The sequence below is a fragment of the Marinobacter sp. CA1 genome, assembly GCF_020546665.1.
GTDB classification, from domain to species: Bacteria; Pseudomonadota; Gammaproteobacteria; order Pseudomonadales; family Oleiphilaceae; genus Marinobacter; species Marinobacter xestospongiae.
The window spans coordinates 4,230,023-4,256,310 of record NZ_CP071785.1; the positions used below are offsets into that span (position 1 = coordinate 4,230,023).

At 61.5% G+C, this 26,288-nt stretch carries 25 protein-coding genes; 13 read left to right on the forward strand and 12 right to left on the reverse strand.

All coding sequences use genetic code 11. The annotated features are described in order from the left end of the window. Positions 1-23: 23 nt before the first annotated feature. The 8 genes from tssA to tagH form a co-directional block, all read right to left on the reverse strand. Positions 24-1,169 carry a type VI secretion system protein TssA gene (tssA, locus tag J2887_RS19410; RefSeq protein ID WP_227172772.1) on the reverse strand — a complete coding sequence of 382 codons (1,146 nt, stop codon included), beginning with the start codon at positions 1,167-1,169 and terminating at the stop codon, positions 24-26. Between the two features lie 32 nt (positions 1,170-1,201). Then, a complete protein-coding gene (locus J2887_RS19415; protein ID WP_227172773.1) occupies positions 1,202-1,987 on the reverse strand; it encodes a PP2C family protein-serine/threonine phosphatase in 786 nt (261 codons plus the stop codon). Between the two features lie 2 nt (positions 1,988-1,989). Then, a complete protein-coding gene (tagF, locus tag J2887_RS19420) occupies positions 1,990-2,667 on the reverse strand; it encodes a type VI secretion system-associated protein TagF (protein WP_227172774.1) in 678 nt (225 codons plus the stop codon). Positions 2,668-2,685: 18 nt separating this feature from the next. After that, positions 2,686-6,195 carry a type VI secretion system membrane subunit TssM gene (gene tssM / locus J2887_RS19425; RefSeq protein WP_227172775.1) on the reverse strand — a complete coding sequence of 1,170 codons (3,510 nt, stop codon included), beginning with the start codon at positions 6,193-6,195 and terminating at the stop codon, positions 2,686-2,688. Between the two features lie 33 nt (positions 6,196-6,228). After that, positions 6,229-7,515, reverse strand: coding sequence for a type VI secretion system protein TssL, long form (gene tssL / locus J2887_RS19430; RefSeq protein ID WP_282450594.1), 1,287 nt, complete (start codon positions 7,513-7,515; stop codon positions 6,229-6,231). Positions 7,516-7,546: 31 nt separating this feature from the next. Next, on the reverse strand, positions 7,547-8,869 hold the full coding sequence (tssK, locus tag J2887_RS19435) for a type VI secretion system baseplate subunit TssK (protein ID WP_227172776.1): 1,323 nt from the start codon (positions 8,867-8,869) through the stop codon (positions 7,547-7,549). A gap of 61 nt (positions 8,870-8,930) precedes the next feature. After that, positions 8,931-9,395, reverse strand: a complete 465-nt coding sequence (tssJ, locus tag J2887_RS19440; RefSeq protein ID WP_227172777.1) for a type VI secretion system lipoprotein TssJ — start codon at positions 9,393-9,395, stop codon at positions 8,931-8,933. A 2-nt stretch (positions 9,396-9,397) separates the two neighbouring features. Continuing rightward, positions 9,398-10,618, reverse strand: coding sequence for a type VI secretion system-associated FHA domain protein TagH (gene tagH / locus J2887_RS19445; RefSeq protein ID WP_227172778.1), 1,221 nt, complete (start codon positions 10,616-10,618; stop codon positions 9,398-9,400). Positions 10,619-10,904: 286 nt separating this feature from the next. On the opposite strand from tagH, the gene J2887_RS19450 reads away from it, so the two are divergent. Both J2887_RS19450 and J2887_RS19455 read left to right on the forward strand, forming a co-directional pair. Further along, a complete protein-coding gene (locus J2887_RS19450; RefSeq protein WP_227172779.1) occupies positions 10,905-11,195 on the forward strand; it encodes a PAAR domain-containing protein in 291 nt (96 codons plus the stop codon). 5 nt (positions 11,196-11,200) lie between these two features. Next, positions 11,201-13,087, forward strand: coding sequence for a protein kinase domain-containing protein (locus tag J2887_RS19455; RefSeq protein WP_227172780.1), 1,887 nt, complete (start codon positions 11,201-11,203; stop codon positions 13,085-13,087). 27 nt (positions 13,088-13,114) lie between these two features. On the opposite strand, the gene J2887_RS19460 is transcribed toward J2887_RS19455, so the two are convergent. Both J2887_RS19460 and J2887_RS19465 read right to left on the reverse strand, forming a co-directional pair. Further along, positions 13,115-13,966: an alpha/beta fold hydrolase gene (locus J2887_RS19460; RefSeq protein ID WP_227172781.1), complete on the reverse strand. Its 852-nt coding sequence runs from the start codon at positions 13,964-13,966 to the stop codon at positions 13,115-13,117. A 23-nt stretch (positions 13,967-13,989) separates the two neighbouring features. Beyond that, the gene (locus J2887_RS19465) at positions 13,990-14,403 is read right to left on the reverse strand and encodes a MarR family winged helix-turn-helix transcriptional regulator (RefSeq protein ID WP_227172782.1); all 414 of its coding nucleotides are present in this window, start codon (positions 14,401-14,403) and stop codon (positions 13,990-13,992) included. Between the two features lie 181 nt (positions 14,404-14,584). Here J2887_RS19465 and J2887_RS19470 point away from each other — a divergent pair, with 181 nt between their 5' ends. Together J2887_RS19470 and J2887_RS19475 are read left to right on the forward strand one after the other, a co-directional pair. Continuing rightward, positions 14,585-15,244, forward strand: coding sequence for a class I SAM-dependent methyltransferase (locus J2887_RS19470; RefSeq protein WP_227172783.1), 660 nt, complete (start codon positions 14,585-14,587; stop codon positions 15,242-15,244). Positions 15,245-15,332: 88 nt separating this feature from the next. Continuing rightward, positions 15,333-15,878 (forward strand): hypothetical protein, encoded by a 546-nt coding sequence (locus tag J2887_RS19475; RefSeq protein WP_227172784.1) that lies wholly within the window; start codon positions 15,333-15,335, stop codon positions 15,876-15,878. Positions 15,879-15,962: 84 nt separating this feature from the next. Here J2887_RS19475 and J2887_RS19480 read toward each other — a convergent pair whose 3' ends face one another. Then, positions 15,963-16,382 (reverse strand): MerR family transcriptional regulator, encoded by a 420-nt coding sequence (locus J2887_RS19480; protein ID WP_227172785.1) that lies wholly within the window; start codon positions 16,380-16,382, stop codon positions 15,963-15,965. 330 nt (positions 16,383-16,712) lie between these two features. On the opposite strand from J2887_RS19480, the gene J2887_RS19485 reads away from it, so the two are divergent. From J2887_RS19485 to J2887_RS19515, 7 genes are all read left to right on the forward strand, one after another. Further along, entirely contained in the window at positions 16,713-17,501 is a 789-nt protein-coding gene (locus tag J2887_RS19485; protein WP_227172786.1) for an ABC transporter ATP-binding protein, read from the forward strand. Next, positions 17,498-18,208: an ABC transporter ATP-binding protein gene (locus J2887_RS19490; RefSeq protein ID WP_227172787.1), complete on the forward strand. Its 711-nt coding sequence runs from the start codon at positions 17,498-17,500 to the stop codon at positions 18,206-18,208. Before J2887_RS19485 ends, J2887_RS19490 begins: the two co-directional genes overlap by 4 nt. 62 nt (positions 18,209-18,270) lie before the next feature. Further along, positions 18,271-19,473, forward strand: coding sequence for an ABC transporter substrate-binding protein (locus J2887_RS19495; RefSeq protein ID WP_227172788.1), 1,203 nt, complete (start codon positions 18,271-18,273; stop codon positions 19,471-19,473). 72 nt (positions 19,474-19,545) lie between these two features. Then, on the forward strand, positions 19,546-20,433 hold the full coding sequence (locus J2887_RS19500; RefSeq protein WP_227172789.1) for a branched-chain amino acid ABC transporter permease: 888 nt from the start codon (positions 19,546-19,548) through the stop codon (positions 20,431-20,433). A gap of 44 nt (positions 20,434-20,477) precedes the next feature. Then, positions 20,478-21,404 (forward strand): branched-chain amino acid ABC transporter permease, encoded by a 927-nt coding sequence (locus J2887_RS19505; protein ID WP_227172790.1) that lies wholly within the window; start codon positions 20,478-20,480, stop codon positions 21,402-21,404. 52 nt (positions 21,405-21,456) lie between these two features. Further along, the gene (locus tag J2887_RS19510; RefSeq protein ID WP_227172791.1) at positions 21,457-22,125 is read left to right on the forward strand and encodes a helix-turn-helix transcriptional regulator; all 669 of its coding nucleotides are present in this window, start codon (positions 21,457-21,459) and stop codon (positions 22,123-22,125) included. A 60-nt stretch (positions 22,126-22,185) separates the two neighbouring features. Continuing rightward, a complete protein-coding gene (locus J2887_RS19515; protein ID WP_227172792.1) occupies positions 22,186-22,533 on the forward strand; it encodes a hypothetical protein in 348 nt (115 codons plus the stop codon). On the opposite strand, the gene J2887_RS19520 is transcribed toward J2887_RS19515, so the two are convergent. Further along, positions 22,530-24,503 carry a ligand-gated channel protein gene (locus tag J2887_RS19520; protein ID WP_227172793.1) on the reverse strand — a complete coding sequence of 658 codons (1,974 nt, stop codon included), beginning with the start codon at positions 24,501-24,503 and terminating at the stop codon, positions 22,530-22,532. The two genes, J2887_RS19515 and J2887_RS19520, sit on opposite strands and share 4 nt — an antisense overlap. Positions 24,504-24,602: 99 nt before the next feature. On the opposite strand from J2887_RS19520, the gene J2887_RS19525 reads away from it, so the two are divergent. Together J2887_RS19525 and J2887_RS19530 are read left to right on the forward strand one after the other, a co-directional pair. Continuing rightward, positions 24,603-25,523: a LysR family transcriptional regulator gene (locus tag J2887_RS19525; protein WP_227172794.1), complete on the forward strand. Its 921-nt coding sequence runs from the start codon at positions 24,603-24,605 to the stop codon at positions 25,521-25,523. A gap of 152 nt (positions 25,524-25,675) precedes the next feature. Next, positions 25,676-26,257 (forward strand): hypothetical protein, encoded by a 582-nt coding sequence (locus tag J2887_RS19530; RefSeq protein WP_227172795.1) that lies wholly within the window; start codon positions 25,676-25,678, stop codon positions 26,255-26,257. Positions 26,258-26,288: the final 31 nt, after the last annotated feature.

Here is a 26,288-nt window from a genome sequence, read left to right on the forward strand (position 1 = left end):
CGTCACTGTTAGTTTTCGAGTGGTCATTCCCGCTCGGGGGCAGGCACACCGGTTAGTTTGAAGAACCCGTCACGGGCTCCGCCATCGTCTATCAACTCCTCCATAAGTTCTGGCAAGGACAGCTCGCTCCATCGAACTGCCCGGGTAATGGCATAGGACACCGGCGAATGCGGCTCGGTCTTGAGAAAAAAATCGGACAACCGCTGCAGCTGCTCAAGGGCTTCTTTACGGCTCTCGATCGCCACCTTGACCGGGTCAACGCTGCGCCGCCCCTCGGCGACCGGCGCTTCCCCATCCGCACTGGCGGCATCTTCTTCGGCGGCTGTTTCAACCACCTCATCCGCCTGCTGGGACAGGTACTGGTCAATACGCTCACCAGCATGGTGATTGAGCATCAGCAGGCAGCGTTCCAGCGCCTTACGGATATTGGTGGTCGGCTGCGGCTCCCCGTGCATGGCCTCGTCCATGGCATCGGACAACGCCGCGAAGGACTTGCTGGCGGCCTCAATGGCAACCCGCATTGCGACCAAATGCTCAATCGGGGTTTCCTTGGCGGCGGCATCCAGGGCATCCGGTGACACCGAGCCACTGCGAATACGGGCTTCGGCCTTGTCTTCATCCAGGCGGGCCACCTCGGCGGCCTGCTCGGCATGCCAGGTGGCGAAAATGTCGTTGCCATCGCCGCTGAAGAACAGTGGGACGGATATGATCGGGCGAATCAGAGTGCCTTCGCCATCCACGCCGTTGAGCCCTACCAGCGGCGAGATCCGGGTATCCAGACCCTCCTCATCCGGTGACGGGTAGATATGGTCCCAGTGGCGTTCAATCATCTCGCGGGCCAGCTCAAAACCTTCCCTGACCCCGTCAAAACCGTACTCGCGGCACAGGGCTTCGATCAGCCAGGCCACAAACTCCAGGTCCTTGGAACGGCTTTCCAGCAGCGGCGGAATATCGTCAAGCAGCTGACGCCATTGGGAGATCTGCGGCGGCTCCTCATCGGAGAACACCTGCCGCTCCAGGGCACGAGCCTGATTCCGCACATCCTTGAGGGTAAAATAGGGCGACAGCGGCGATGCATCCTCACGGGTGTCATCACCGCAGGGTGCATCTTCTGAGATGTCAGCCAGCAGGGCCTCAAACGGCAACAGGCGGGAATCAACGTCGGTCATAGCAATCCTGCATCCACTTCATTCATAGTCCGTTACACGTTCCACTGACCCAGCGGCAGCGTGGAATCCCCCTGCACGGCGGGACGATCGTTCCACGCCATCTGATGATCCACCTGTACGATGATCGAGGTGATGTTATCCCGACAGCCTTTGACCAGCGCGGAGTGACGGATCGCCTGATTGATGTCGTCGATCGGCTCACCAGCAAGCAGGGCTTCAAGCTCCTGCAGTTCAAACTCCTTACTGATGCCATCGGTGCACAACAGGAAGCGGTCACCAGGCAATACCTCACCTTCAACCACATCAATCACCGGCTCATCCTCAACACCCAGCGCCCGGGTGATGACATTTGACAGCGGATGGCTCTCCGCCTCTTCTTCTGACAACACCCCCTGCTCCACCAGATCCGCCACCTGACTGTGGTCCCTGGACAGACGCTGCAGACGACCATTGCGTAACAGATAGGCCCGGCTGTCGCCGATCCACAATACCTGATAGCGGTCATCGACGATCTTCAACGCCACCAGAGTCGACCCCATGGTCGCGCCCGGGTGCTGCTGCTCGCCATACTGGCGAATCCGCTCATTGGCGAGCAGGAATGCCCGTTTGAGATCCTCATTGGCGAGGGCGTTACCGTGTCGCAGACGCTCAGAGGTCACGGTGTCGCAAATCAGTTGACTGGCAACGTCGCCGGCCTGGTGCCCGCCCATACCATCGGCGACCACCCAGAGGCCGTCCTCGGGAAACGACAGAAACGCGTCCTCATTGTGATCCCGCACGGCGCCCGTGTGGGTAAACTGGGCTGAAGACAATCGCACGCCTAGCGTCCCTCCCCGTAAAACTCGGCTTCCAGCCAGCCATGACTGGGCCATTGGCCCACCATCATTGAGACAAACTGGCCGATTTTTGGCAGCCCGTCTGTCAACAGGGTCACAGGCTCGACAAACGCCGATCCCTGGGTCCACCAGACTGTGTTGCGACGATCTTTCTTCAGCATCGCCTGCAACCAGTCCGACTCGCTACCCGCGGACGGAAATACCAGATTGCCCTCCCCCGCAGGGCACTTCATGGTGGCGGGTGACGGGGCGGGGGCGGCCACCTCGGCCAGTCGCTGCTGCCAGCTTTCTTCCTGCCAGCCATCGTCCAGCACCGCCAGGATGCAGTCTTCCATCTCTGAGGCCCATTCCGGCTGACGCCAGCCATCCAGGGTCTGGCCGCTGAACTCCCGAACCACCAGGAACGGAAAATGCCGACCGACACGATCCACGGACGGGATCAGGGTACCCACCAGGCCCACATCAAGAATCGCGCCCGGCGCTGCACAGAAGTGCCAGATTGGTGATGTCAGGTAGGCGTCCATCCAGCGATCCGCCAACTGGTCCCGGCTCACGGCCAGGGATGCCTGGCACCACTCGAAGAACAGATCCCGGACATCGGGGCGGACATCCACGGTGATAAAATCACCACGTCCGGGCACTTTCCCCATGTATCCCCACATCAATCGATACTCCTCGCGCTACAGCCGGGACGGCAGAGTGAAGTTCTGGACCAGCCCACTGCGGAAGGGGTGCTTCACAGAGGACGGTTCAACCTTGATGCGGGCCAGATAATCACTCAGCATCACTTCCAGGGTCAGCTCACGGCCTTCACCGGACAGGCCGTCGTAGGCATCCAGCATATGGAACAGCGCCCATTCGCCCTGGAAGGACCGCTGCACCACGGCATCCGAGGTCGAGCCCGGGTTAACCGCCACCCGCACGCCACCATTGGTATCACCAGGCCACACGAACGGATGGCGACGGGCCGGTCCATGACGGTAATTCAGTTCATTGCCACCCGCTTCAAACGAGAACTGGGTGACCCGGTTGTCCAGGTAGACAGTCTGTACTGAGAACGGCACCCGCAGAGTCTTGGTACCTTCGACGAAGAAAGCCTCCCGGATGCGGCTTGCCCGCTGGAAGAAACGCAGACTGGAACCACGAATGTTCAGGTCCGTGGACAGTTTCCAGGGCGTGCGGGAGGTATCGACATGCTCGGCCACATACTGCTGGAAGAAGTTGTCCACCGTGCCGCCATAGCCGAAGAACTGACTGAAGTCGGCCAGGCTGATCTCTTCACTCGCCGACGGATCAACCGGGTACAGCCCGGCAATCGCCGAACTGTATTCCCGATAGACCTCGTTACGCCAGAGACCATTGATCTTCTGGGTCGCGGACGTGCGGACCAGGCCCCGGGACTCGCGGGCAAAGCCGGAAACAATCGACTCCAGGTGGGACGACTGGGTGTTGCTGACGGTGGCGTAGAAACCGGTGACCGCAGCGTTGAAATCCGCCCGGGACACGGTCTGGAAGTTGTTGCCGCCGCTGGCCTGTTCAGCAAAATACCGGGACATGATGCGAGTCTTGTCCTGCAGCGACTGGAAGGTCTCTTCCTTGATGTTGTGCATGACCTTGAAGGCGTCATCCACCAGCGTGGTCTGCTGCGGCTCTTCGCCGGCCAGAGGCATCAGACGGTTGAGACGGTCGAAGGCCCGGCTTTTACGGGTAGCCTCCTCCATCGCCTGATCCTTGGCGGCATCCATCTGGGCCGAGTTGTCACCGGTATCCAGCGACAACTGGGTGTTGTACTTCACCGCCGATACCAGTCGATTGAGTGGGGCGTCGGGCCCACTCAGCAGGTTGGTCAGGTAACGGCCCTGCTCAGGACTGCCGAAGGAACGGATCTTCAGATCCGACAGGAACGACTCCCAGGTGTAGATGTAGTCCCGGAAGTACTGGTCCTCGACCAGCGACTTGATTCGAGCTTCGTCCAGATTGCGATAGTCCTTGGAATCCTCACCGTAGACCCAGGAGTCCTCCAGCAGGTGACTGACAATCTGGTCACGTTCAGGTTCGAACACGCCCTGGTAACCGGATTTGGTGTAAAGCGCCGGAATACCCTCATGGAGGCTTTCGCCGGAACGGCGCTCAAACACTTCTGACGCCACGGTGCCGAGTACCATCGGTAGTCGGAATTCCGGCAGACCGGCGGCCTGGGCATCCATCTTGATGCGCTGGTAAGCCCGTTCCGCCAGAGGCACAGCGGTCAACTCATTCCGCGCCTGCTCCACCAGCGAGTTCGAGACCCGCAACGGCTGCTCCAGGGCGAGGTAGTCCTGCAGATGGGCCAGCAGAGCCTCACGCTGGGGCCGGTTGATCTCGCCCGGCAACTGCTGGCTCAGCAGATACTCCAGCCACAGCGCCACCTGCTGCTCGTTGTAGCGACTGCGGTCCCCCATCATCAGGTAGCTCTTGAGGGCCTCGTACAGATATTCCGGGTTGTCGAGATGAAGCCGGATGTCCTCTTCCAGCGTCCGCTTCAGGGTGCCGCCCAAACGGTACTGCATCACCCGGCCATGCACGCCTTCGGCAGCCTGACGCAGGCCCTGAACCTGGAAATAACCCAACGACGAGAAGCCCGGCATGGCGGTTTCCGCCTCTCCGCCCACCAGTTGGGCGGATTCATCCAGCAGCCCTTCCAGCACCAGCCAGTCGGCCTCCTCCGGCACCTTGTCGAGGTGCTGATCCAGAGACTCGGTGCGAGCAGCAAACTGGTCAATGGAATCCCGCGCCTTGGCATAGTCCAGGTACCAGGCAGTTGCCAGCCCCACCGTCAGTACCGCCATGGCGGCAAAGGCAATCCGGCGGGTCAGAGTCATCTGCTTGGCCTTGCTGCGGTCAGTCACCGCCAGGCCATGCTCGGAAAAGATGATCTGGTCAAACAGCTTGCGCTGGAAGAAACCATCGTCGGGGACGCCCCGCAGATCGCGTTTTTCTTTCGGGGTTTGAAGCTTGAACTGCTGATCGACCAGGCCAGAGACCTTGTCGAACGCCGGCTGTCCCTGCTCGGAGGACACCATGTACACCCCTCGCAGCAACGGTACTTCCTCGTAGGCGGAGGGGAAGAACACGTCTTTGAGCAGATTCCACAACGGTGCCTTGAGCAGGGCGACCTGTTTGGGGAACTCATAGACACGACGGCGGGTATCCGGGGCCCGCTCCTGCTGCAGACGATGGAGCAGGAAGTGGCTGAGCCGTCCAAGCAACTGGTTGAACTCCTCGTCGAACACCACCGGCAGACGCTCGGGGTCCTTGACCGAATCCAGCTCGAAGGTCAGCCCGAGCACGTCTTCCCGCTCCTGCTCGGACAGCATGCCGAAGGTATCAACAAAGCCGTCCAGCAGGTCGAACTTGGTCAGCATCACATAGACCGGAAACACCACGCCAAGGCGGTTCTTCAGCTCCTGAACCCGCTGTTTGATCGCCCGGGCGTGCAACGCCTGCTCGGTCGGCGTCTGCTCCAGCAGATCCGCCACACTCACAGCTACAATGACACCATTGATGGGCTGGCGTGATCGGTACTTCTTCAGCAGGCCCAGGAACGCATTCCAGCCTTTGGCATCGCGCTTGTCGCCGGATTCCTGAGTGGTGTAGCGGCCGGCGGTATCGATAATGACCGCCCGGTTGGTAAACCACCAGTCACAGTAGCGGGTGCCACCCACGCCTTTTACCGAATCCAGCCCCATCTCGCTCTTCAGCGGAAACTCCAGGCCGGAGTTGAGCAACGCCGTGGATTTGCCGGAACCCGGCGCCCCCACAATCATGTACCAGGGCAACTCATAGACAGAGCGGAAGCGACCCGGCTTCCACTTACGGACCAGGGCGAGTGCTTTACGCAGGTTATTGCGCTGGGTTTCCAGCTCTTCCCGCAACAGCTCATCCCCTTCCTCGGAGGCCATCATTTCGCTGACCACCCTTTCGTTGTCCTTGCGCTCCCGACGGGTCCGCCACAACTGAATCGCCAGGTAGGAAATCACCAGCAGCAGCAGGAACGTCACCCGGGCCAGCACGGACTCAAACGGCTTCCAGTCGGCAATAGCCAGCAACGGGCCACCAAACCAGACCAGAATAACGAGCGCAACAAAGCCCAACAGAATAAAAAGGGCTCGCAGCGTAATCTTGGACAGCATCCGGCGAATCCATGCCATAGGGTTTTACCTCAAATACTCCGTCATCGGATCTCAGGGAATCAGACTGATTTCCACGCGTCGGTTGCGGGCCCGGTTCTCTGCCGTGGCATTGTCGAACCGGGGCTCAGCCTCCCCACGACCTTCCGGCCACAACCGGCCCTCCAGATTGGCGGCACCGGCCAATTCATCCGACACGGCGGTGGCACGAGCCAACGACAGGTGCCAGTTGGAGGGGTAGCGGGAGGTGGATATGGGCTGATTGTCGGTATGGCCGGTCACCATCACGGAGCCTTCCGTGGATTCCAGTGCCCGGGCAATCTTGTTCATTAACGGCAGGGTGTCCTCACGCAATTCGGAACCGCCGGACTCAAACAGCGACTCGTTGCCAATGCGCAGGGTAACGCGGCCATTGTCCTCTGCGTCCAGCTCGACCAGCCCCTTGTCGATCTCGGTCTGGAGAATACGACGCAGATAATTCGCCTGATTCGGGTTGGCGTTGCCGGTCGGCTCCTGAACAGCGGGAATTGCCAGCTGGTTCATTGCCTCCAGCACCGGCTCCGAGCTGGAATCGAGAGTATGGGAAAAGCCCAGGTAGAACAGCAGCAGCACTACCGCACAGACGGACGCCCCAACCCAGACTGGCACGCCCCGGGTAACGCCGGGGCCAGACTCAATCTTCTGCTCCCAGGACTTTTCAAAGGGCGTGGCAAAGCGGCCATGTTTGGCGCAGATCTCGTGATAGAGGCAATCCCGCAGGGTATCGAGTTCTTCCTGGCCCCGTTCCTCAACCCGGTACTTGCCCTTGAAGCCCAGCGACAGGCAGAGGTACTGCAGCATCATCACTTCGGTATTGGTGGTGCGCCGGGCGCCAGCAACCAGGTCGAAAAAATGCGTACCGGACCAGGTCTGGGAATGGAACTCAGACAACAGCGAATGCGCCGCCCAATGCCCGCTCTGCCCCCACTCACTGTTCAGCACAATCTCGTCAATCAACGCGCAGACACAGTAGGACGCAGTTTCCACCGTATCCGGTGTCAGGTTTGCGGCTTTCAGATTGGCCTGGTACTCGCGAACCAGATCCATGCACTGACGACGGAGGTCGGCGACGTCATCGACCCGGGCCGCGCCCAGCAACCGAACGGCCAGGGACAGCAGCCTCGAGGCCTGGTCGCACACGGCTCCCAGACTGGTCTCCGGCAACTTGAAACGGCTGTAGGAAGGCGTTGCCGAAGCGGCATCGGCCATCACCGTTTGGTCTGGTGCAGCGGCCGCTTCCGGTGCGGAGGTGGGAACCTGCTTGGCTCCCGGGCGCGGCTTGATGATGGTGCTGTCGTTCATAGAGCAATCCCTGCTGAATATCCGTCAACGGCTATTGCCGAATGGCCCACAGCTCAAGTTCGAGCCCCGGGTAATTGCCGGAAACATGAATGGCCAATCCGCCACTCTGCTTGAGATGCTGCCAACGCTCGCTCTTGCCGTCCAGCAGGAAATAGTGATACCCGGCATGGTAGGGAATCTGGCGCGGAGCCACTGGCAGGGCGCTGACCGGAATCCCAGGCAGGTGGTTGTTGACCAGATCGCGGATGTGCTCGACCGCACCCAGTTTGATCTGAGCCGGCAGCCGTCGGCGAATATCTTCGGTGGTCAGATCCGCCTTCACCGCCAACACTAGCTGCGCGGAATCCAACAGACTGCCGTCCGGCAATGGCGCCACACGAATGCCGTATTGGGCTTCTTCCAGGCGCAGGGCAATAGCGGTTTGCTCGAGCACGGTGCTGAGGGACTGGCTCAGTAACGCCGCCAGGTCACCAAAGGTCTCGGTCAGCTGTTCGTGTCGGTAGGGCGGCAATGCCGGCACCATCTTTTCCGTCCGGGTGAACAGTGCCAGCTCACCGGTGAGCGTGATGGCCAACTCGTAGAACCGTTCCGGATGGACCTGGGAAGAAATCTTCAGGTGCTCCAGCATCGGCTGCCAACGGTTGAGTGTCTGTAGCATCAGCACGTCAAACAGGGTGGAGGACTGCTCAGCACCTTTCTGCATGCGAACCGCCAGCGCCTTGGCGCGCTGCTTGACCATGCCCAGGGTTTCCCGCAGGAACGAAGCCAGTGGCGGCATGGCCGCAACATCCAGACAGGGCGGGATAAAACTGCGGTCGAGCTTAACGTCTTTCTCGTTGACCACTTCGACAATGCGCGCCACTGCCAGGTAGGCGAACCCGGCCAGGTCATCACGACCCAACTTCAAACGCGGGTTGAGGTGGGCCAGCCCAAGTACCTCTTCTTCTCCATCGTCGGCGGAGTCATCCAGAAGACGACCTTCCTCGAAGCGATAACGGGCCGTCTGGGACGTTGCATCAGCGGCGATGTTGGTACCGGCCAGTTTTTCCATGGGCAACGCCAGATACACCAGTTCATCGCGGGCGTCGGCGGGAATCTCCATCACCAGAGCGTTGCCCTGATCGAACTCAAACGGCATGCCGTCCGGGAAGATACCCGCGGCACGCACCACCGATACCTGGCCAAGGCCCAGCGCCTGCGGGTCCAGCTCCACCTCCGACAGACCATAGCCATGGACATCGGTGCGGGTATGACGCTCCCTGGCGACCTGATAGAGAAAGCGGTCCTGCTGTTGGAAATGCTGCGGCCTGAGCAGCATACCCTCAGACCAGGCGACTTTGGCCAATCGTTCCATGATGTCAGATTCCTGTGTAATACGGGCCCAGCAGATACCGCCGGGATAAAATGGTCCCGACTTAATCGCGAATCAGAGTGATCGAGCGCCGATCAATCATGATGTCACGATTCTTGTACTCCTGTGGATTCGCCTTCAGGTTGAGTTTCCAGTCGGCATTCTCGATGTCACGAAACGCGCCAATAACGCCAATATGGGTGGTCGCCTCATCAAGCCGCATTTCGTGGGTCACACTGCGGCCGGGGCGGAGCACCATTTCGGTGGAACTCAACAGATCTTCGCCCAGAACGGCTTCCGCGTTATCGTAGAGATCAAAGAAGTCCGCCCCTTCGAAACCGTCAGCCGAGCTCAGCTCATATACGCGAACCACCAATGGCGAAGCGCGTTCATTGTCGTCCGGGTTGATGCTGCCCAACGCCCGGAAATGCAGATTGGTATAGGGTTCAACAATCGCATTGGCAACCACACAACCGGCCAGGGTGAGCAAGGCTGCGAATACGCTTACCAACCGCATTGTTTTCGTCATCACTAGGGACTCCCGTCTTTCTGATCCACTTCCCGTTCATAGGCTTCGATGAAGACATCACTTCTGAGCATCCTGTCGCCGTCACCGTAGGCCTCCAGTTGCCACGCACGATGACGCCGAATTGTTTCCAACGTTTTACGGTGTGAGAACAGGCCACGACCTTCGGCTCCGGACGCGCCGGGCGTTTCGGCCAGAATATCAGCCACCACCGCCTCAATCCCCTTCATCAGGGCCCGCTCGTGGGACATGATATCGTCAAAGGCGTTATTCACCGCCTGCTGCGCCTTCAGGTTTGCAGCATGCGGACGCAGCAGCAAGCTGTCCAGCGCATCCTGGGGTGTCGCCGAGAACTTGAGAGGGTTGTTCTCACTTCTCTGGAACAGGGTCTGAGCCACCCGCAGTTGCTGCTTCTGACGTGCCCGGGCATGGATCATGTCCAGCAATCGATCCAGCAGGGCTCGGGTCAGACCACCCAGTTCCCGATAAAACTCGGTCCCCATACCAGACGCCCGCTCCGGGCTGATCCCAAGACCATCCCAAAGGGCTTCCAGCGCATCCGGCTCAGCGGTTTGTCGTGGCGGAGCCTCGCTGGTTGGCGCACGCCCTGGTGCCGGCCGGGCCGTTGTCGTTGCCGCCGGTTGCGACGCCTCCGGTGCTGGCTCCTGATCCCAGCTCCAGCCACCGGGAATCGACGGTTCCGGCATCGGCACGTGGGTATCCGCCATCATTCTTTCCCCCAGACCTGCCGCCAGCACATCGGGGAAATCCTCTACTGGCTGACTGGTAGCAGCAGGCTCCGGGATCGCCGATGGGGTGGTCACGCCAATAGGCTCGGGAATCGGAGCGGGGTCGGGGGTGGGCTCAACCTGAGGCGCCGGCGCCGGCGACGAATCTCCCGAAGCGTGAACTGTCGCACATATTTCGAAATCACCCAGACGCAGTCGGTCACCGTCACTGATTGCGGCGGCGTTGCCCTTGCCTATCGGGGATTGGGAGTCGTTGATGAACACGCCATTGGTGGACGTATCCACAATGGAGAACGTACCGCCTTCGCTGCGGATTTCGGCGTGCCGCGAAGACAGGATTTTGTTGGGGTCCGGCAGATGCCAGTCACACTCGGGCGCACGCCCCACAACCACCGTTTGCCCCACGCCGACGCGATGGCTGCCGGTAACGCTGGGCGACAAACGCTGATAGCTGGATATGGAAAGCTCTAGCTGCATCGATTTCGTCCTTCCCTCTGAGCGTGGCTTGCCGTTCGCAGGGAACAGAACGGGCAAACCAACCAATCCATGGCAACTTGCTTGATGGCAACTGGAATGTAAGGGACATCCAAGGTCTAAAGATAAGAGACAGCGAGGCTATTCAATTTTTGCAAGAGTGTCAATTTATGTGAAACCCGCACCCACCGGTTCTGCGAAGCCGCTCACGTGCCAGGGTTGACCCTCTGCCCGGAATAGCCGATCATCCTGTGCGTTAACGGAGATTGATCAATCAGGGACTGATTCCATGGGCAAGCCTGCTGCTTACCTGGGCGCTTTTCACGCCTGTCCTGCATTCAACGGTCCGGTTCCACACGTAGGTGGCCCGACCCTTGCTGCATCACCCAATGTGTTCGTGGGTGGACTCCCCATCGCGAGACTGACCGACAAGCTGGTGTGCGTTGGCCCGCCCGACGTCATTGTCCAGGGCTCAGCCACGGTATTCGCCAATGGCCTGCCAGTCGCCCGACTGGGCGATTCAACCGCCCATGGCGGCAAGATCGTGGTTGGCAACCCGACCGTACTGGTCGGGGGATAACGGCCATGACCACGGCAGCAAAGCACAAATGGCTCGGCGAAGTCCTCAATGATCGCTACCGCATCGAGGCACTGATTGCCTCCGGCGGCATGAGCGATGTCTATCGCGCGGTCGATACCCACCTGGAACGGGCCGGCGCAACCGATTGTAACGTTGCCCTGAAGATCCTCAAACCCGAGACCGCCAAGGAAACCGCCTCCCTTGGCCTGCTTGCCCGCGAAACCGCCAAGACCCGCCGGCTCTCCCATCCCAACATCGTACGGGTGCAGGATCTGGAGCAGGACGGCGAGACCTGGTTCATGGTGATGGAGCTGCTGGAAGGTGAGTCGCTATCCCGGGTGATCCAGCGTTCACGCCCCAACGGGCTGAAATGGGCTGGCGCCAGAGCCATTCTCGAGCAGATCATGTCGGCACTGAGGTACTCCCATCAGCACGATGTGATCCATGCCGACCTGAAACCATCCAACATCTTTTTCACCAAGAATGGCCAGGTCAAACTACTGGATTTCGGCGTCTCCCGGGCCCTGACCGACCCACTGCACGAAGACTTCCTGAATCCGGCACACGACGAAACGTCGATTTACGGCTACACCCCGGCGTACGCCCTGCCCGAGCTGGCAGAAGGCGGCGAGCCGTCCACCCGCGGCGATCTCTATGCACTGGCATGTATTCTCTACGAGCTGCTCAGCTCCAGGCACCCGTTCGATCGCAAACCGCTGACCTTGGAAGAACGTCGGGCCACCAAGCTGAGCCGCCCCGGCAACATGCCCATCAAACTGTGGCTGACCGTAAAACGACAACTGCTTGGTGACGAAAAAGCCCTGTCACTCAAGCAACTGGACAAAGCCCTGACTCCCATCCCCTGGGCCACCATCGGACAGACCACCGCTACCGCCGCGGCAATCACCGCGGCCATTATCAGCTGGCAGCTCAACTCCGCCGAGTCGGTGGAAGCCGCCAACCAGATTCGCCAGCTGGAATCGGCCACCGAACAGTTGGACGAAGTACGCGAACTGCCGCCAAGGCAACTGCTTGCAGCAATCACCGACTTACCCGACATCGAGCGGGCTGGATTGTTGAAGCTGCGGCAACCGGATCTGATGCGCCATTACCTTGACCGCATGGATCGAGCCCTGGAACCGTCGGAGACCACCGGGCTGCCAGATACTCCCAAGGCGCTCGAGATTGCGGGCGAAGCCGCCAAGCTGTTCCCCCGCGACCAGCAACTACTGCAGGTTCAGGATCGCATTGAGCGCCGTCAGGCCACCCTGCAGCAGGCCATTGCCGAGGAGCTGCTGTCCAGCCTGAACCAGGGCGACTTCAAAACCACCGAGGATGCGCAGAACCTGGAGCAACTGGCCTCCAACCTTGAGTTCCTGGGCGGCACGCTGCCGCTACCGTCTGAAGAGGCCAGCAAGAGTTTCAACCGCCAGACTGCAACGGCGCTTGAGTCCAACGACGCCGAGACCCAGTCTCATCTGCTCGCCACTGGCAACCGTTTCTTCCAGGACGTACCGGAAGTGCAGGACAACCTGGCCAAGCTGGCCGCGCTTGAAGATGCCGTCTACGCCCTCAATCGCTACCGAGAGCGTGTGGAGGCCGGTGAGCAAGGCCTGCCTTTCCCCGCCGATGCAGCTCGCATCTTTTACGCGCAGCGGTTTGAGCAATGGGGCAAAACCATTAAGGCCGCCCGCAGCAGTCGCGACCTGGACACCGTCTATGACGACGTCCAGTCCCTCAAGCCCAAGCTCCCCGAGGGCTTCGACATCATTGTCGAAACCGAGAAGACGCTGGCGGATGCCTATCTGTCACGGGCAGACGCCCTGCTTGCCCGCAACCGCACCCGACAGGCTCAGCCCCTGCTCAAACGGGCAACCGAGCTGATGCGCTGATCCGGAGAGGCCTGCCGCTACGGCGAGTCAGGCCGCCAACTCATCTCTGAACACCTGCTCCCACAGGGCCCGGTAACGGGCCTTGTGCCAGCCGATGTGGCCGATGCGGCGACAGCCGATGTCGTCTGGCCGCACGGTGAGCATCTTCTTCGGTGCGGCGGTGAAGAAGCCATGCAGGGTTTCGATGTTGCGGGCAGACATCATTTCGTCATCGCTGAAGGCGAGCGCAGTGATCGGCGTCTGCACACTGGCAAACCGACGCTCCAGCACCTCGCCCTCCACACCAACCGCGTATTGCGGATGCAGGCACCATTTCCGCCACTGCATCATCACGCCCTTCGGCAGGTCACACATGATGTTGAGCCTGCGCCCCGGAAAGTAGCCTGCCAGCGGCACCACGGTCGGCACCAGGCCGTACCACAACAGCCACGCGATGCGCTTGGTGGGCGGCGAGTTATGCCACCAATAGCCGGTACCGGCGGCCACCGTAATTGCCTGATCGATGCGATCGGTGCTGTCCATCATGCCCAACAGGTGACCGCCAACGCTGTGACCAATCCAGACACGGCGCTGGCCGGGAAACCGCGCTTCAACAAAATCCAGCACCGCGGGGCAGTCGTAGCGTGCCCAGCTCAGCATGGTGGCACGGCTGTTGCGGACATGGCCATCGATCGACAAACCAATACCGTCGTAGTCAAAGGTGACGGCGGTGTAGCCCTGTTCAGCCAGCCAATGGGCGAAGTCTTCGTAGTGACTCTGGGCCACACCGGTGGCGCTGGCGACAATCACCACGGCCCGGCTGTCCGTTGCCGGCGGAAACACTCGGGCCACAATCTGGTGACCGGCCTCGGTCTGCAGTGTCTGGGTCAGATAGCTCATTTCTACCTCCTGGCCTTGGGCCATCAGAAGCGGGTCAGCAATGCATTGAGAAATTTCAGCACCACATCGATCTCATCATCGCTGAAGCCCGCCATCATCTGTTCGTTCAGTTCGGTAATGAACGGCGGAATCATCGCGGCGCGGGCACGCCCCTGCTCGGTCAGCAGCAACCGCGACACCCGACCGTCCTCCGGACACGGCTCACGGGCGATCAGGCCCGCGGCCTCCATACGGTTGACCAGGCCGGTCACTGCTGGCTTCTTGAGCCCCAGTTCCCTGGCCACCTCGGTCAGCCGGGCAGCGGGATTATTCGCCAGTACCAGCAGCACCCCCAGCTGACTGACGGAGGCACCGAACTGTTCGTCACTCAGTCGCTCGACGTGGCGAAACACCCGGTGTTGGGCACGGTTTAACAGCAGAAAAAGACGGCGGTCCATGGCATCTCCGGTCAACACTGAGGCAAGCGCGATCACGAACTTATTTAGTTCACGCACGAACAATATAGTTCGCAAGCAAACCAGTTTTCAACCCCTTCTGTGCAATCCGCTGGAGAGATGGCGCGCTTTCGGCCCGGTGCGGCTTTTGGTAGATTCAGTTTTCCGGCAAGGAAGGACCTTTATGAGCACCCCAGACGACGATATCCTCCGTGCCTGGCACGACAACGCCGAGCCCTGGGCCCGGGCGATCCGGGAACACCGCATCACCAGCCGCGAGCGGGTGACCAACCGGGCGATAGTGCAAGCCATCCGCGATCTTGCGCCAGCGAAGGTGCTTGATGTTGGCTGCGGCGAAGGCTGGCTGACTCGCACCCTGGCAGACGACGGCATCGACTGCCTTGGCATTGACGCCATGCCGGCACTGATCCAGCATGCCCGCGACGCCGGCCCGGGTCGCTATCAGGTCCTGAGCTACGAGGATCTGCCAGCCAAGGCTCCCGAGGAGCGGTTTGACCTCGCGGTGTGCAACTTTTCGCTATTGGGAGACCGCCCGGTTGCCCGCCTGCTCGCAGCCCTGCCGAACTGGTTGAATAGTGACGGCCACTTGGTGATCCAGACCCTGCATCCCGGCCCGCACAGTCACCCGGACGAGGATGGCTGGCGCAAGGGCAGCTGGGGTGGTGCCGGCCCCGGCTTTGGCGACCCCGCGCCGTGGTACTACCGCAGCCTGCCCTCCTGGCAGACGCTGCTGCGGGACAGCGGTTTCCGATCACTGCAGCAACAGGAACCCAGGGACCCGGATACCGGTGACCCGGCGTCGATCCTGTTCATCGCCCAGTGATTCAAATACCGCCAGCGCCACGCCGGGGCATTCCCAATTGCCCGTCAGGCCCGTAAGGTAAGCGGTTGTTCAGACAAGGAGTCGCAAGATGTTCGGCGTTCGTGACGTATGCCTGCCGTTGGCACTGCTGGTGATCGCAAGCCTGTCCGGCTGTGCCGGTTTCATTGGGGGAGATCTGGCCGATCAGCCATTGGGCGAGGTGCAGGTGCCGTTCTGTGACGATCATCCCGAAAGTCGCTATCGCTTCACCGTCACCACCGACGCCGAGGACGATTACTTCGACCAGACTGTGGCGGGGGAAATCTCGGGCTGGACCTTTGGACTGATTCCAACCTATTGGATGAAATCGGAAACCACCCAGGCCCAGGTCTTTGAGGGTGACACGCTGCTGGCGGAGTACCAGTACCGGACCCGGGTTCACCGCTTTTATGGCCTGCTGTGGGGACTCCTGCTGATGCCGCTGGAGGCGCTCATGGACCCGACCAACATCCTGCCCGGCAATGAGGGGGAGGGACTGGTGATCAACCGCTCATTGCGCTACCGGGCCCGGGTCAAAACGTACCTGACAGCGGTGCAGGAACAGGGCATGAACAGCGACGAACTCTGTTTTTTCCGCGCCAATCGCAACCGTTAACGAAGCTTTGCCCGACTACAGGGTGCAACCAACTACAGGGTGAGGCCAACGACAGGGTGTGACCGACTACAGGCGGCGAACATGTCAGGCCGGAGAATTGTCCCGGACAATATCCCCCTGATTTGCTTCAAGTTCCTCCAGGGCACTGCGGCAGCGGGCCTCAGCGTTGTCCAGCTCCAGGTTGGCCATGGCAATGTCGCTGAGCTGCTGACGCAGCCCCTCGCGCTTCTTCTCGATGATATCCAACATCAGCTTGAGCTGCTGCTCACTGCCCCGATGGGTGTTGTCCCACAGATCAAACAGTTCCTTGGACTCGGCCAGGGAGAAACCCAGTCGCTTGCCCCTCAGAATCAACTTCAGGCGCACCCGGTCCTTGCTGGAGTAGACGCGGGTCTGACCACGCCGGCCGGGGTGCAGCAGGCCCTGGTCTTCGTAGAAACGGATGCTGCGCACGGTGACGTCGAATTCGCTTGCCAGTTCACTGATGGAGTAGGTTTTGCTCATAGCTCTTCTGTCTGGATGGTTAACAATCAGGCTAGATGGCATTTACGTAAACGTAAAGCATATTCCTGCGACCTATTCACTTGCTCATCCAATACAACACGCCCCAACCCTCGGCAACACAAGCTTTTGTCGCTTTTCTCAACAGAGACTTCGACCAAAGTCGTACTTGTGTCAGCGTGATTCCCGTTGCTACGTTGGCGGAAACCTTACGTTAACGTAAGCACCTGTAGACCAGGGCATGCCGGATAGTCTGCAAACTGCAGCACCACCGGCTCGCAACAGGTCGCCAGGAACTCAATACAACAACAACAAACGAACTTGGATTCTCAAATGAGTGCAGACTATGTTCTCGAATCCCGGAACCTTGTGAAAGCGTTCAAGGGATTTACCGCCGTCGATGACGTCAATCTGAAGGTGAACCGGGGGCACATCCATGCGCTGATTGGCCCCAATGGCGCCGGCAAGACCACCGTCTTCAACCTGCTCACAAAATTTCTCAGCCCCACCTCCGGCCGCATCCTGTTCAATGGCCAGGACATCACACCGATGAAACCGGCCGCCATCGCCAGGGCCGGGGTGGTACGGTCGTTTCAGATCTCCGCGGTCTTTCCCCAGCTCACCGTGCTGGAGAATGTGCGCGTGGCGCTGCAACGCAAGGAGGGCAACAGCTTTCACTTCTGGCGACCGCAACGCATTCTCGACCGCCTCAACGACCGGGCGATGGAGCTGCTGACCTCGGTCGGGCTGGAGAGCTTTGCCGATGCCCGCACCATGGACCTCTCCTACGGCCGCAAGCGGGCACTGGAGATTGCCACCACGCTGGCCCTGGACCCGGAGTTGATGCTGCTGGACGAGCCCACCCAGGGCATGGGCCACGAAGACGTCGGCCGGGTCGCGGACCTGATCAAGCAGGTGTCCGCCGGCCGCACCATCCTGATGGTGGAGCACAACCTCCACGTGGTGTCCAAGCTGGCCGACCGCATCACCGTATTGCAGCGCGGCGCCATTCTCACTGAAGGCGATTACGCCACCGTGTCCACCGACCCGCGGGTGCAGGAAGCCTACATGGGCACCGCCGCCGCGGCCGAGGCCAATGCGCAGCAGGAGGAGACGGCGTGAGCACCCATCGAGAGAAACTTCGTCTGGCGGATGTCCATGCCTTCTACGGCGAGTCCCACATCCTCCACGGCATCGACCTGCACCTGAGCCAGGGCGAGCTGGTGACCCTGCTGGGACGCAACGGCGCCGGCCGCAGCACAACCCTGCGGGCCATCATGAACATGGTGGGACGCCGGACCGGCTCCATCACCGTCAATGGCACCGAAACCATCGACATGCCGGCCCACCGCATTGCCCACCTGGGCTTGGGCTTCTGCCCCGAGGAGCGCGGCATTTTCTCCAGCCTCAATGTGCTGGAAAACCTGATGCTGCCCCCCACCGTCCGTTCCGACGGCATGAGTGTGGAGGAACTGTTCGAGATGTTCCCCAACCTGTACGAGCGTCGCTTCAGCCAAGGCACCCGACTGTCCGGCGGCGAGCAGCAGATGCTGGCACTGGCCCGCATCCTGCGGACCGGCGCCAACATTCTGCTGCTGGATGAAATCACCGAAGGTCTGGCGCCGGTGATCGTGCAGAAGCTGGGGGACGTGCTGATCGCCCTGAAAGAGCGGGGGCTGACCATCCTGCTGGTGGAGCAGAACTTCCGTTTTGCCGCCCCCATCGCCGACCGTCATTACGTGATGGAACACGGCCATGTGGTGGAGGAAGTCCAGGCCCACGAACTCGCGGAAAAAGAATCCTTACTGAACACCTACCTGGGTGTCTGAGCCGGTATTTCCGGCCACCATACCTGAGAAACAACAACAACTTGCTCAATTGGAGAAACAACATGAACCGGTTCACCAAGACCCTGGTCGCTGTGGCTGTCGCCGCTGCCACCTCCACCGCCGCTGTCGCCAACGTATCGGATGACAAGATCAAGATCGGCGTGCTCGCCGACATGGGCGGTGTCTACTCTGACCTTTGTGGCCCTGGCTGTGTGACGGCCCTGGAAATGGCCGCGGAAGACTTTGGCGGCGAAGTGCTCGGCGCCCCGATCGAGATCGTCAGTGCCGATGACCAGCTCAAGGCCGACGTCGGCTCCGCCATTGTCCGCAAATGGGTCGAGGATGAGCAGGTCGACGCCGTCGGTGGCCTGGTCTCCTCAGCGGTGACCGGCGCCGCCACCAAGGTACTGACCGATGCCAAGAAGATCGCGATGATCTCTACCGCCGCATCCAACGCCTTCACCACCGCCTCCTGCTCGCCCTACAACGTTCACTGGACCTACAACGTGGCAGCACTGGCCAACGGTACCGTTAAACCAATGGTGGATTCCGGCAAGAATAAATGGTTCTTCATCACCGCCGACTACGCCTTCGGCCATGCCCTGGAATCCGTTGCCACCGAGGTGATTGAGAACAACGGCGGTGAAGTGGTGGGTGTGGTGCGCGCGCCGCTGGCCACTACCGACTTCTCTTCCTACGTGCTGCAGGCCCAGGCCTCCGGTGCTGACGTGGTGGCCCTGGCCAACGCCGGTGCCGACACCGTCAACTCACTCAAGGCCGCCACCGAGTTCGGGCTGACCGAGATGGTCGATGTGGCCGGCCTGCTGGTGTTCACTCCCGCCGCCCAGGCCATGGACCCGGACACCGCCGCCGGTATGCGCCTGACCACCGGGTTCTACTGGGACTACGACGATGAAACCCGGGCCTGGAGCAACCGCTTCAAGGAACGTCATGGCAGCATCCCGGCCATGGGCCACGCCGGCGCCTACTCCATGGCGATGCATTACTTCCGCGCGGTGGAAGCCGCCGGCACCGACGACTCCGACGCGGTGATGGCCAAGATGCGGGAGCTCAAGCCTGACGATTTCTTCGCCCGCAACGCCTACCTGCGCGCCGACGGCCGCATGGTCCACGACATGTACTACGCCGAGATCAAGCCCGCCGACCAGCGCCGCGACAACGACGACATCCTCAATGTGCTGAGCGTGATTCCGGGTGACCAGGCCTTTGCGCCGATGCTGCCGGAATGCAACTTCGCCGACTAAGCGCCCCATCGGCCCGCCACACCCCGGTGCCGGCGGGCCGTCGACAGTGACTGGCAAGAGCAAGCAAAGGCTATGATGACGTTTCTTGGAATCAACCTGTTCGGACTGTTCGGGCAGCTGCTGGTGGGGCTGATCAACGGCTCCTTCTACGCGCTGCTCAGCCTTGGGCTGGCGATCATCTTCGGGCTGCTGAAGATCATCAACTTCGCCCAGGGCGCGATGTACATGCTGGGGGCCTTCTTCGCCTGGATGGCGCTGAGTTACTTTGGCATGAACTACTGGGTGGCACTGGTGGTGGTGCCGCTGGTGGTGGGCTTTATCGGCATTCTGATGGAGCGCTTCCTGGTGCGGCCGATTGCCCATGAAGATCACCTCTACAGCCTGCTGCTGACCTTCGGCGTGGCGCTGATGCTGCAGGGCATCTTCACCCACGTCTATGGTTCCTCAGGGCTGGCCTACGCCATTCCGGAGGAGCTCAAGGGCGGCACCCGACTTCCCTTCATGTACCTGCCGAACTACCGCGCCTGGATCATCGTTGCCTCGCTGGTGGTGTGCGGGCTGACCTGGTGGCTGGTCGAGAAAACCAAACTGGGCGCCTACCTGCGGGCCGGTACCGAAAACCCCCAGCTGATGCAGGCCTTTGGCATCAACGTGCCACTGATCGTCACCCTGACCTTCGGTTTCGGGGTTGCCCTGGCCGGCTTTGCCGGTGTCATGGCCGCACCGGTGTATTCAGTGTCCCCGGAAATGGGCTCCAACCTGCTGATCGTGGTGTTCGCCATTGTGGTGATCGGCGGCATGGGCTCGATCGGCGGCGCCATCCTCACCGGTCTCGCGATGGGGGTGATTGAAGGGCTGACCAAATACCTGTACCCGGAAGCGTCCACCACCGTCATCTTCCTGGTGATGGTCATCGTGCTGCTGCTGAAACCCTCTGGCCTGTTCGGCAAGGAAGCCTGAACCGGCGGCATCAGCCACAACAATAAGAGAGAAGGTAACTCACGATGAAACTGTCGAAACTCCACATCGCCCTGTTGCTGGTCGCCCTGGTGGCGCCTTTTGTGCTCTATCCGGTGTTTCTGGCGAAGATCCTGTGCTTCGCGCTGTTTGCCTGCGCCTTTAACCTGCTGCTGGGTTACGTTGGTCTGTTGTCCTTTGGTCACGCCGCCTTCCTGGGCACTGGCGGTTACATCACCGGCTGGCTGATGATGAACGCCAACCTGACCCCGGAGCTGGCCATTCTGCTGGGTACCGCCGCCGCTGGCCTGCTGGGCGCGCTTTACGGCAAGCTGGCGGTGAAACGCGAAGGCATCTACTTCGCCATGGTAACCCTGGCGCTGGCGCAACTGATCTTCTTCGTTTACCTGCAGGCGCCATTCACCGGCGGCGAAGACGGCATGCAGGGCATCCCCCGCGGTGAACTGTTCGGCCTGATCGACCTGTCCGACAACCTCACCATGTACTATTTTGTACTGGCGGTATTCCTGTTCGGCTTCTGGCTGATCAACCGCACCATCCACTCGCCGTTTGGTCAGGTGCTCAAGGCCATCCGCGAGAACGAGCCCCGGGCGGTGTCTCTGGGTTATAACGTCAACGACTACAAGTGGGTGGCGTTCATGATTTCTGCCGCCCTGGCGGGGCTGGCCGGCGCTACCAAGAGCCTGGTGTTCCAGCTTGCCTCTCTCACCGATGTGCACTGGCACATGTCCGGCGAGGTGGTGCTGATGACCCTGGTGGGCGGTGTCGGTACGGTGTTCGGCCCGCTGCTGGGCGCCGGCGCCATCGTCACCATGCAGAACTACCTGTCCGGCGGCGAGCTGGGCAACTACATTCACATCATTATGGGAGCCATCTTCGTTATCTGCGTGCTGGCATTTCGCGGCGGCCTGGTCGGTGAGCTGCAAAAGCTGGTAAAACGCAACTTCGGCTGACCCCAGTACCTGGGGCAGGGACGCCCCAACCGCTCAACACCAGGAAGGTGCCATGCGCAAATCCGATCGACTGTTCCAGCTCACCAACCTGTTACGGGCCCATCAGCCCATTACCGCCCGGGCCCTGGCCCAGCGGCTGGCGGTGTCCGAACGCACGGTGTACCGCTACATCGACGACCTGTCGGTGTCCGGAGTACCGGTGTACGGCGAAGCCGGAGTGGGCTACCGGCTGACGCCAGGGTTTGAGCTACCCCCGCTGCAACTGACCGGCGGCGAGCTGGAGGCGCTGGTGCTGGCCGTTAACCTGGCCACCTCACGCACCAGCGGCCAGTTGGCCGCCAGCGCCCGATCACTGCAGAGCAAGATCGAAGCCGCCCTGCCCGCCACCCTCGCCAGCGAGCATGCCCGGGCGCCCCGCACCGTACAGGCACCGGCAACCCCCAAGGCCACCCCACCACCCTACTGGGAGACGCTGCATCAGGCCATCAGCCAGGGCACCGCACTGGCGATGCATTACCAGGCACTGAATGGCGACATCAGCCAACGTCCGATCCGGCCTCTGGGGCTGTTCTACTGGGGAAACAAGTGGACCCTGGGCAGCTGGTGCGGACTGCGGCAGGACTACCGGGACTTTCGGGTGGACCGGATTCTGCAGCTGACACCGGCAACCCTGGCGAGCCCGGAGCACGTCAGCCTTGACGATTATCTGAAGCGGCTCTGACACAGGGGTGTCAGGAGGCCTCCATCAGACTGGACACTTCACTCACAGAAGGAGTCCATCGTGTTGATCAAATCCGGTTTTGAAACGTTTCAGGGCATGGAGTTTGCGCTGTTCAGGCTGCGTCCCGGCATCACCGAAGCGCAGCTGCTGGCGCGGGCCCAGGCCGCGGAGCAAGGGTTCTTCCTGCATCGCGACGGCTTGCTGGGCCACTGGTTGCTGCGGGGTGCAGACGGCCTCTACGCCGACGTCACGCTGGCCCGCACTCAGGCACTGGCGGAAGCCATCTGCCAGCAATGGCTTAGTGAACCGGAGACCCAACGGTATCTGGCGCTGATTGATGAGGGTTCCGCCGACATGAGCTTCTGGACCCGGCTCTGCCAATTGCCAGGCCCGGAAGCGCGCCTTTAGAAGCCGACGTTCAGGGCCAGCCAGTAGCGGCGGCCATCGGCGTGATAGCCGTATTCGTCGTCGCGGATTTCCTTGTCCATCAGGTTGTAGACGCCGGCCTTGAGTTGGGTGCGCTCGGTCAGGTCGTAGACCATACCGGCATCCACCAGGGTGTTGGACGGCGCCACGACGGAACGGCTGGAAGGTCCGGTCACCGGCTGGCTTTCTTCACCGCGGTAGCGCACCTTCAACCACGGCGCCAGACGGTCGCTGGCCTGCCAGTCCAGCCCGAGGCTCACCAGGTGCTCTGGCACCTGCACCAGCGGCTGACCATCGTAGGCTCCGGACTTCTGCTCGGAATCGGTATAGGTGTAGCTGGTGGAGAGCGCCAGGGACTGCCCCAGCGGCGTCGACAGATTCATCTCCACACCGCGGGTGATGGCTTCATCAACGTTGACCCGGTAGGTGGGGTCGGAGCCGAACTGGTTGGGACCGTCGGTGCAGATGCTGATAGGGCACGCCACCCGGGTGATCTTGTCCTCGAAATCAGTGTGGAACAGGGTCAGGCCGGCGGCCACACCAGTGGCGCCACGGTAATGCAGGCCGACCTCCTTGTTGAGGGAGGTTTCCGGCTCCAGATCCGGGTTGCCATAGATGTTGCCACCACGGCTGATCTGCCCCCAGTCCGGGGTAATCTCCCGCAGGTTGGGGGAACGGAAACCGGTGGAGACCCCACCCTTGACGGTGACCGATGGCGACAGCTGCCACACCGCGTAAAGACGGGGGCTGACGTGGCTGCCGTAGTTCTCGTCATCATCGAGCCGGGCGCCCCCCGTCAGCGACAGGCTGTCACTGAGCATCCACTCGTCCTCGGCGAACAGCGCCCACTTGGAGCCATCCACCCGGGTGCGGTCGGAAATGCGGTTGGAGGTGCGGTCGTCCAGCGACTCTTCCTCGTAGCTGGCGCCCACGGTAACGATGTGATCCCCCAGCACGGTCACCAGGCTGCTCTTGGCGACGGTGTTGGTGATTTCCATTTCGCGGCTGCGGTTCTCCGTGGTCTCCCGCTGCACTAAGGTGTCGGAGGTGCCCAGCTGCCAGCGCCCGGTGTGGGACAGGGCGTAGTGCTGGCGCTGGTGCTTGTTGTCGGAGTCGGTACAGCCACCGCGGCAACCGTCGGCCTGGCCGGACACGCCGACAAAAGATCGCCGCCGCTGGTCAGTCACGCCGGCTTCCAGGATCACATCGTGATCCGGGTTCGGGGTCAGTGCCAGGCGGGTGGTGATGCTCTGCAGTTCCTTCTCCTCGAAGCCACCGATGATCTCATCCTCCTCCCGACTGTGCTGACGGCCGTAGATCTGCAGCCCCAGCAGGTCGTCCACCAGAGGCCCGCCAATGCTGAAGTTGGCCTGCTGGACGTTACCGGACGCCTGATCTTCCTGGATGATGGTTTCCATCTGGACACTGCCGGCCCAGGCATCCGGCACCTTGCGGGTGATGATGTTGATCACGCCGCCAATGGCATCGGAGCCGTACAGGGTCGACATGGGGCCACGCACCACTTCCACCCGCTCAATGGCTTCCACCGGCGGCAGCCAGTCCTGCTCGAAGCCGGCGCTGCCATTGGGCCGGCTCTCGCGACTGGACAGCCGGCGGCCATCCACCAGAATCAGGGTGTAGCTGGCCGGCAGTCCACGCATGGTGATGTCGCTGCCACCGTCGCCGGAACCGCCCCCCAGAACCACCACACCGGGCACGTCCCGGAGCACGTCGGTGACGTCCTGATAGGCGCCCTTGTCGAGGGTTTCCCGGTCGATGACGCTGATAGAGGCCGGCGCCTTGGTCGCCTCCTGCTCGTAGCCGGCGGCAGTCACCACCAGCTCATTCAGAGCCACCGGGTCAGCGGCCAGCACCGGTCCCGATACCAGTGCCATTCCGATCCAACCGGCCCGATTCAGGGCCACTGCGCGCTTCAGGCTATCCGCAACCATGACACTCTCCTGCGTTAAAAAAGGCGAATGATAATGGTTCGCGTTAAATTCAGGCAGGTGATAAACTGGCACGATCTGTTGCAAATACCGGAACACCCCATGTTCGACCTCAAGGAACTGGAGGCCTTCGCCACTGTGATCCAGTCTGGCAGCCTCACCGCCAGCGCCCGCGATCTCAACCTGCCCAAGTCCACCCTCAGCCGGCGCATCCGTCAGCTGGAAAAACAGCTGGGCCAGGCTCTGCTGCGACGGGAATCCAACCGTCTCAGTGCCACTGAAGCCGGACGACTGTTCTACCGCTACTGCGACGACATTCTGCAGCTTGCTCGGCAGGGCCGCAGCGCGCTGGATGAATTGCAGGAGGAAATCCGCGGCGACCTGGTGCTGCGCTGTCACGGCGCCTTCACCCGGGGCTGGTTCCCCGACCTGGTGGAGACCTTCATGGCCCGGCACCGTGGCGTGCGGGTGGTGATCCACACCCAGGTGGCCCGCCCCTGCGCCGACACCATCGATGGCCCCTGCCTGTGGCTTGGCCAGCTGGATGACATCGGCCTGCGCCAGGAGCCCATCGGTACCCTGAGCCAGGGCCTGTACGCCCAGCCAGACTATCTGGCGCGCCATGGCCACCCCGAGCATCCCCGGGAACTGATCCACTACGACTGGGTGGACCTGCTGGGGGACAGCAATGACGGCCTGGTGCTCCAGCATCCCCGCGAGGGTCTTTACCCCCTCAACCCGCCGGTGTCCTGCCTGCGGGTGGACCAGTTCACTCTACAGGGCGACGCCATTGCCCGCGGCCGTGGGCTGGGGTTGCTGCCCCACTGGCTCACCGCCCGACGCCTGCGCAGCCACCCGGGCACCATGGTGCCCTGCCTGCCGGAATGGCAGGGTCCTTCGCTGCCGATCTGGCTGATCTACCCCCACGGCCAGCTGGCCCGACGCCAGCGCGCCTTTCTCCAGCATCTGCGGGCATCCGTCCCCGCCGCCTGGTTGCAGCCGAATCAGCGCCCAGCCAGCTGAGCCGGGCGTCGCGAACCGCTTGCCGCACCCGGGTGGTGGCGCTATCTGGGGGTCGCGCTATCCGAGTGGAGGCACTGTCCTGGTGGTGGCAATATGGGGGAACGATAGCGGGCCGGAACACCGGTCTATCCTCACACTGCCTGGAGAAAGAAATGTCCCCCTTACAAACACTCGCCCTGAGCCTGTTGCTGGCTCTGACCTGGTCCCTGTCCGGGACTGCCCTCGCCGACAGCCTGTCCGACGACCAGGTTCGTCGTTTCATCGACGTCATGGAGCAAATCAACGCCATGGAGGAAGAGTTCGCCGAACTCGACCAGGAGCTGGAACGCCAGGCCCGACCCAATGGCAACGAACTGCCGAACTTTGAGCACCTGTTCAGCAGCACCCTGGCCAAGGTCACCGACCACCCCTCCTACGGCCTGCTGGAAGACGTGGTGGAAGATCACGGCTTTGACGATGTACCGGAATGGGGGCGGGTTGGCGACCGGGTCTTCCGCGCCTGGATGGCGCTCGAGGTGGCCGAGCAGATGAACCAGATGCCGGCAGACCCGTCGGCGATGCTGTCACAGCTGGAGAACAACCCCAACCTCAGCGACGCCCAGAAAGCCCAGATACGAGCATCGGTGGAGCAGATGATGGCGGTGAGAAAAATGCTGGAAAGTGCGCCCAAAGGCGATATTGCCGCCGTGCGTCCCCATCGGGACACCCTCCGCCGGGCAACGGAGATGGAGTAGCAACCAATTCAGGGAGAGGCGTGCCACGACC

What these genes read in the sequence shown, in the direction of transcription:
- J2887_RS19465 (WP_227172782.1), bottom strand. Translation starts at nt 14,403, where the DNA reads ATGGACCGCCGTCTTTTTCTGCTGTTAAACCGTGCCCAACACCGGGTG.
- J2887_RS19520 (WP_227172793.1), bottom strand. Translation starts at nt 24,503, where the DNA reads ATGGTTGCGGATAGCCTGAAGCGCGCAGTGGCCCTGAATCGGGCCGGT.
- J2887_RS19460 (WP_227172781.1), bottom strand. Translation starts at nt 13,966, where the DNA reads ATGAGCTATCTGACCCAGACACTGCAGACCGAGGCCGGTCACCAGATT.
- J2887_RS19450 (WP_227172779.1), top strand. Translation starts at nt 10,905, where the DNA reads ATGGGCAAGCCTGCTGCTTACCTGGGCGCTTTTCACGCCTGTCCTGCA.
- tssM (WP_227172775.1), bottom strand. Translation starts at nt 6,195, where the DNA reads ATGGCATGGATTCGCCGGATGCTGTCCAAGATTACGCTGCGAGCCCTT.
- tssA (WP_227172772.1), bottom strand. Translation starts at nt 1,169, where the DNA reads ATGACCGACGTTGATTCCCGCCTGTTGCCGTTTGAGGCCCTGCTGGCT.
- tssK (WP_227172776.1), bottom strand. Translation starts at nt 8,869, where the DNA reads ATGGAACGATTGGCCAAAGTCGCCTGGTCTGAGGGTATGCTGCTCAGG.
- tagH (WP_227172778.1), bottom strand. Translation starts at nt 10,618, where the DNA reads ATGCAGCTAGAGCTTTCCATATCCAGCTATCAGCGTTTGTCGCCCAGC.
- J2887_RS19500 (WP_227172789.1), top strand. Translation starts at nt 19,546, where the DNA reads ATGATGACGTTTCTTGGAATCAACCTGTTCGGACTGTTCGGGCAGCTG.
- J2887_RS19510 (WP_227172791.1), top strand. Translation starts at nt 21,457, where the DNA reads ATGCGCAAATCCGATCGACTGTTCCAGCTCACCAACCTGTTACGGGCC.
- J2887_RS19455 (WP_227172780.1), top strand. Translation starts at nt 11,201, where the DNA reads ATGACCACGGCAGCAAAGCACAAATGGCTCGGCGAAGTCCTCAATGAT.
- J2887_RS19470 (WP_227172783.1), top strand. Translation starts at nt 14,585, where the DNA reads ATGAGCACCCCAGACGACGATATCCTCCGTGCCTGGCACGACAACGCC.
- J2887_RS19525 (WP_227172794.1), top strand. Translation starts at nt 24,603, where the DNA reads ATGTTCGACCTCAAGGAACTGGAGGCCTTCGCCACTGTGATCCAGTCT.
- J2887_RS19480 (WP_227172785.1), bottom strand. Translation starts at nt 16,382, where the DNA reads ATGAGCAAAACCTACTCCATCAGTGAACTGGCAAGCGAATTCGACGTC.
- J2887_RS19530 (WP_227172795.1), top strand. Translation starts at nt 25,676, where the DNA reads ATGTCCCCCTTACAAACACTCGCCCTGAGCCTGTTGCTGGCTCTGACC.
- tssJ (WP_227172777.1), bottom strand. Translation starts at nt 9,395, where the DNA reads ATGACGAAAACAATGCGGTTGGTAAGCGTATTCGCAGCCTTGCTCACC.
- tssL (WP_282450594.1), bottom strand. Translation starts at nt 7,515, where the DNA reads ATGAACGACAGCACCATCATCAAGCCGCGCCCGGGAGCCAAGCAGGTT.
- J2887_RS19505 (WP_227172790.1), top strand. Translation starts at nt 20,478, where the DNA reads ATGAAACTGTCGAAACTCCACATCGCCCTGTTGCTGGTCGCCCTGGTG.
- J2887_RS19485 (WP_227172786.1), top strand. Translation starts at nt 16,713, where the DNA reads ATGAGTGCAGACTATGTTCTCGAATCCCGGAACCTTGTGAAAGCGTTC.
- J2887_RS19475 (WP_227172784.1), top strand. Translation starts at nt 15,333, where the DNA reads ATGTTCGGCGTTCGTGACGTATGCCTGCCGTTGGCACTGCTGGTGATC.
- tagF (WP_227172774.1), bottom strand. Translation starts at nt 2,667, where the DNA reads ATGTGGGGATACATGGGGAAAGTGCCCGGACGTGGTGATTTTATCACC.
- J2887_RS19495 (WP_227172788.1), top strand. Translation starts at nt 18,271, where the DNA reads ATGAACCGGTTCACCAAGACCCTGGTCGCTGTGGCTGTCGCCGCTGCC.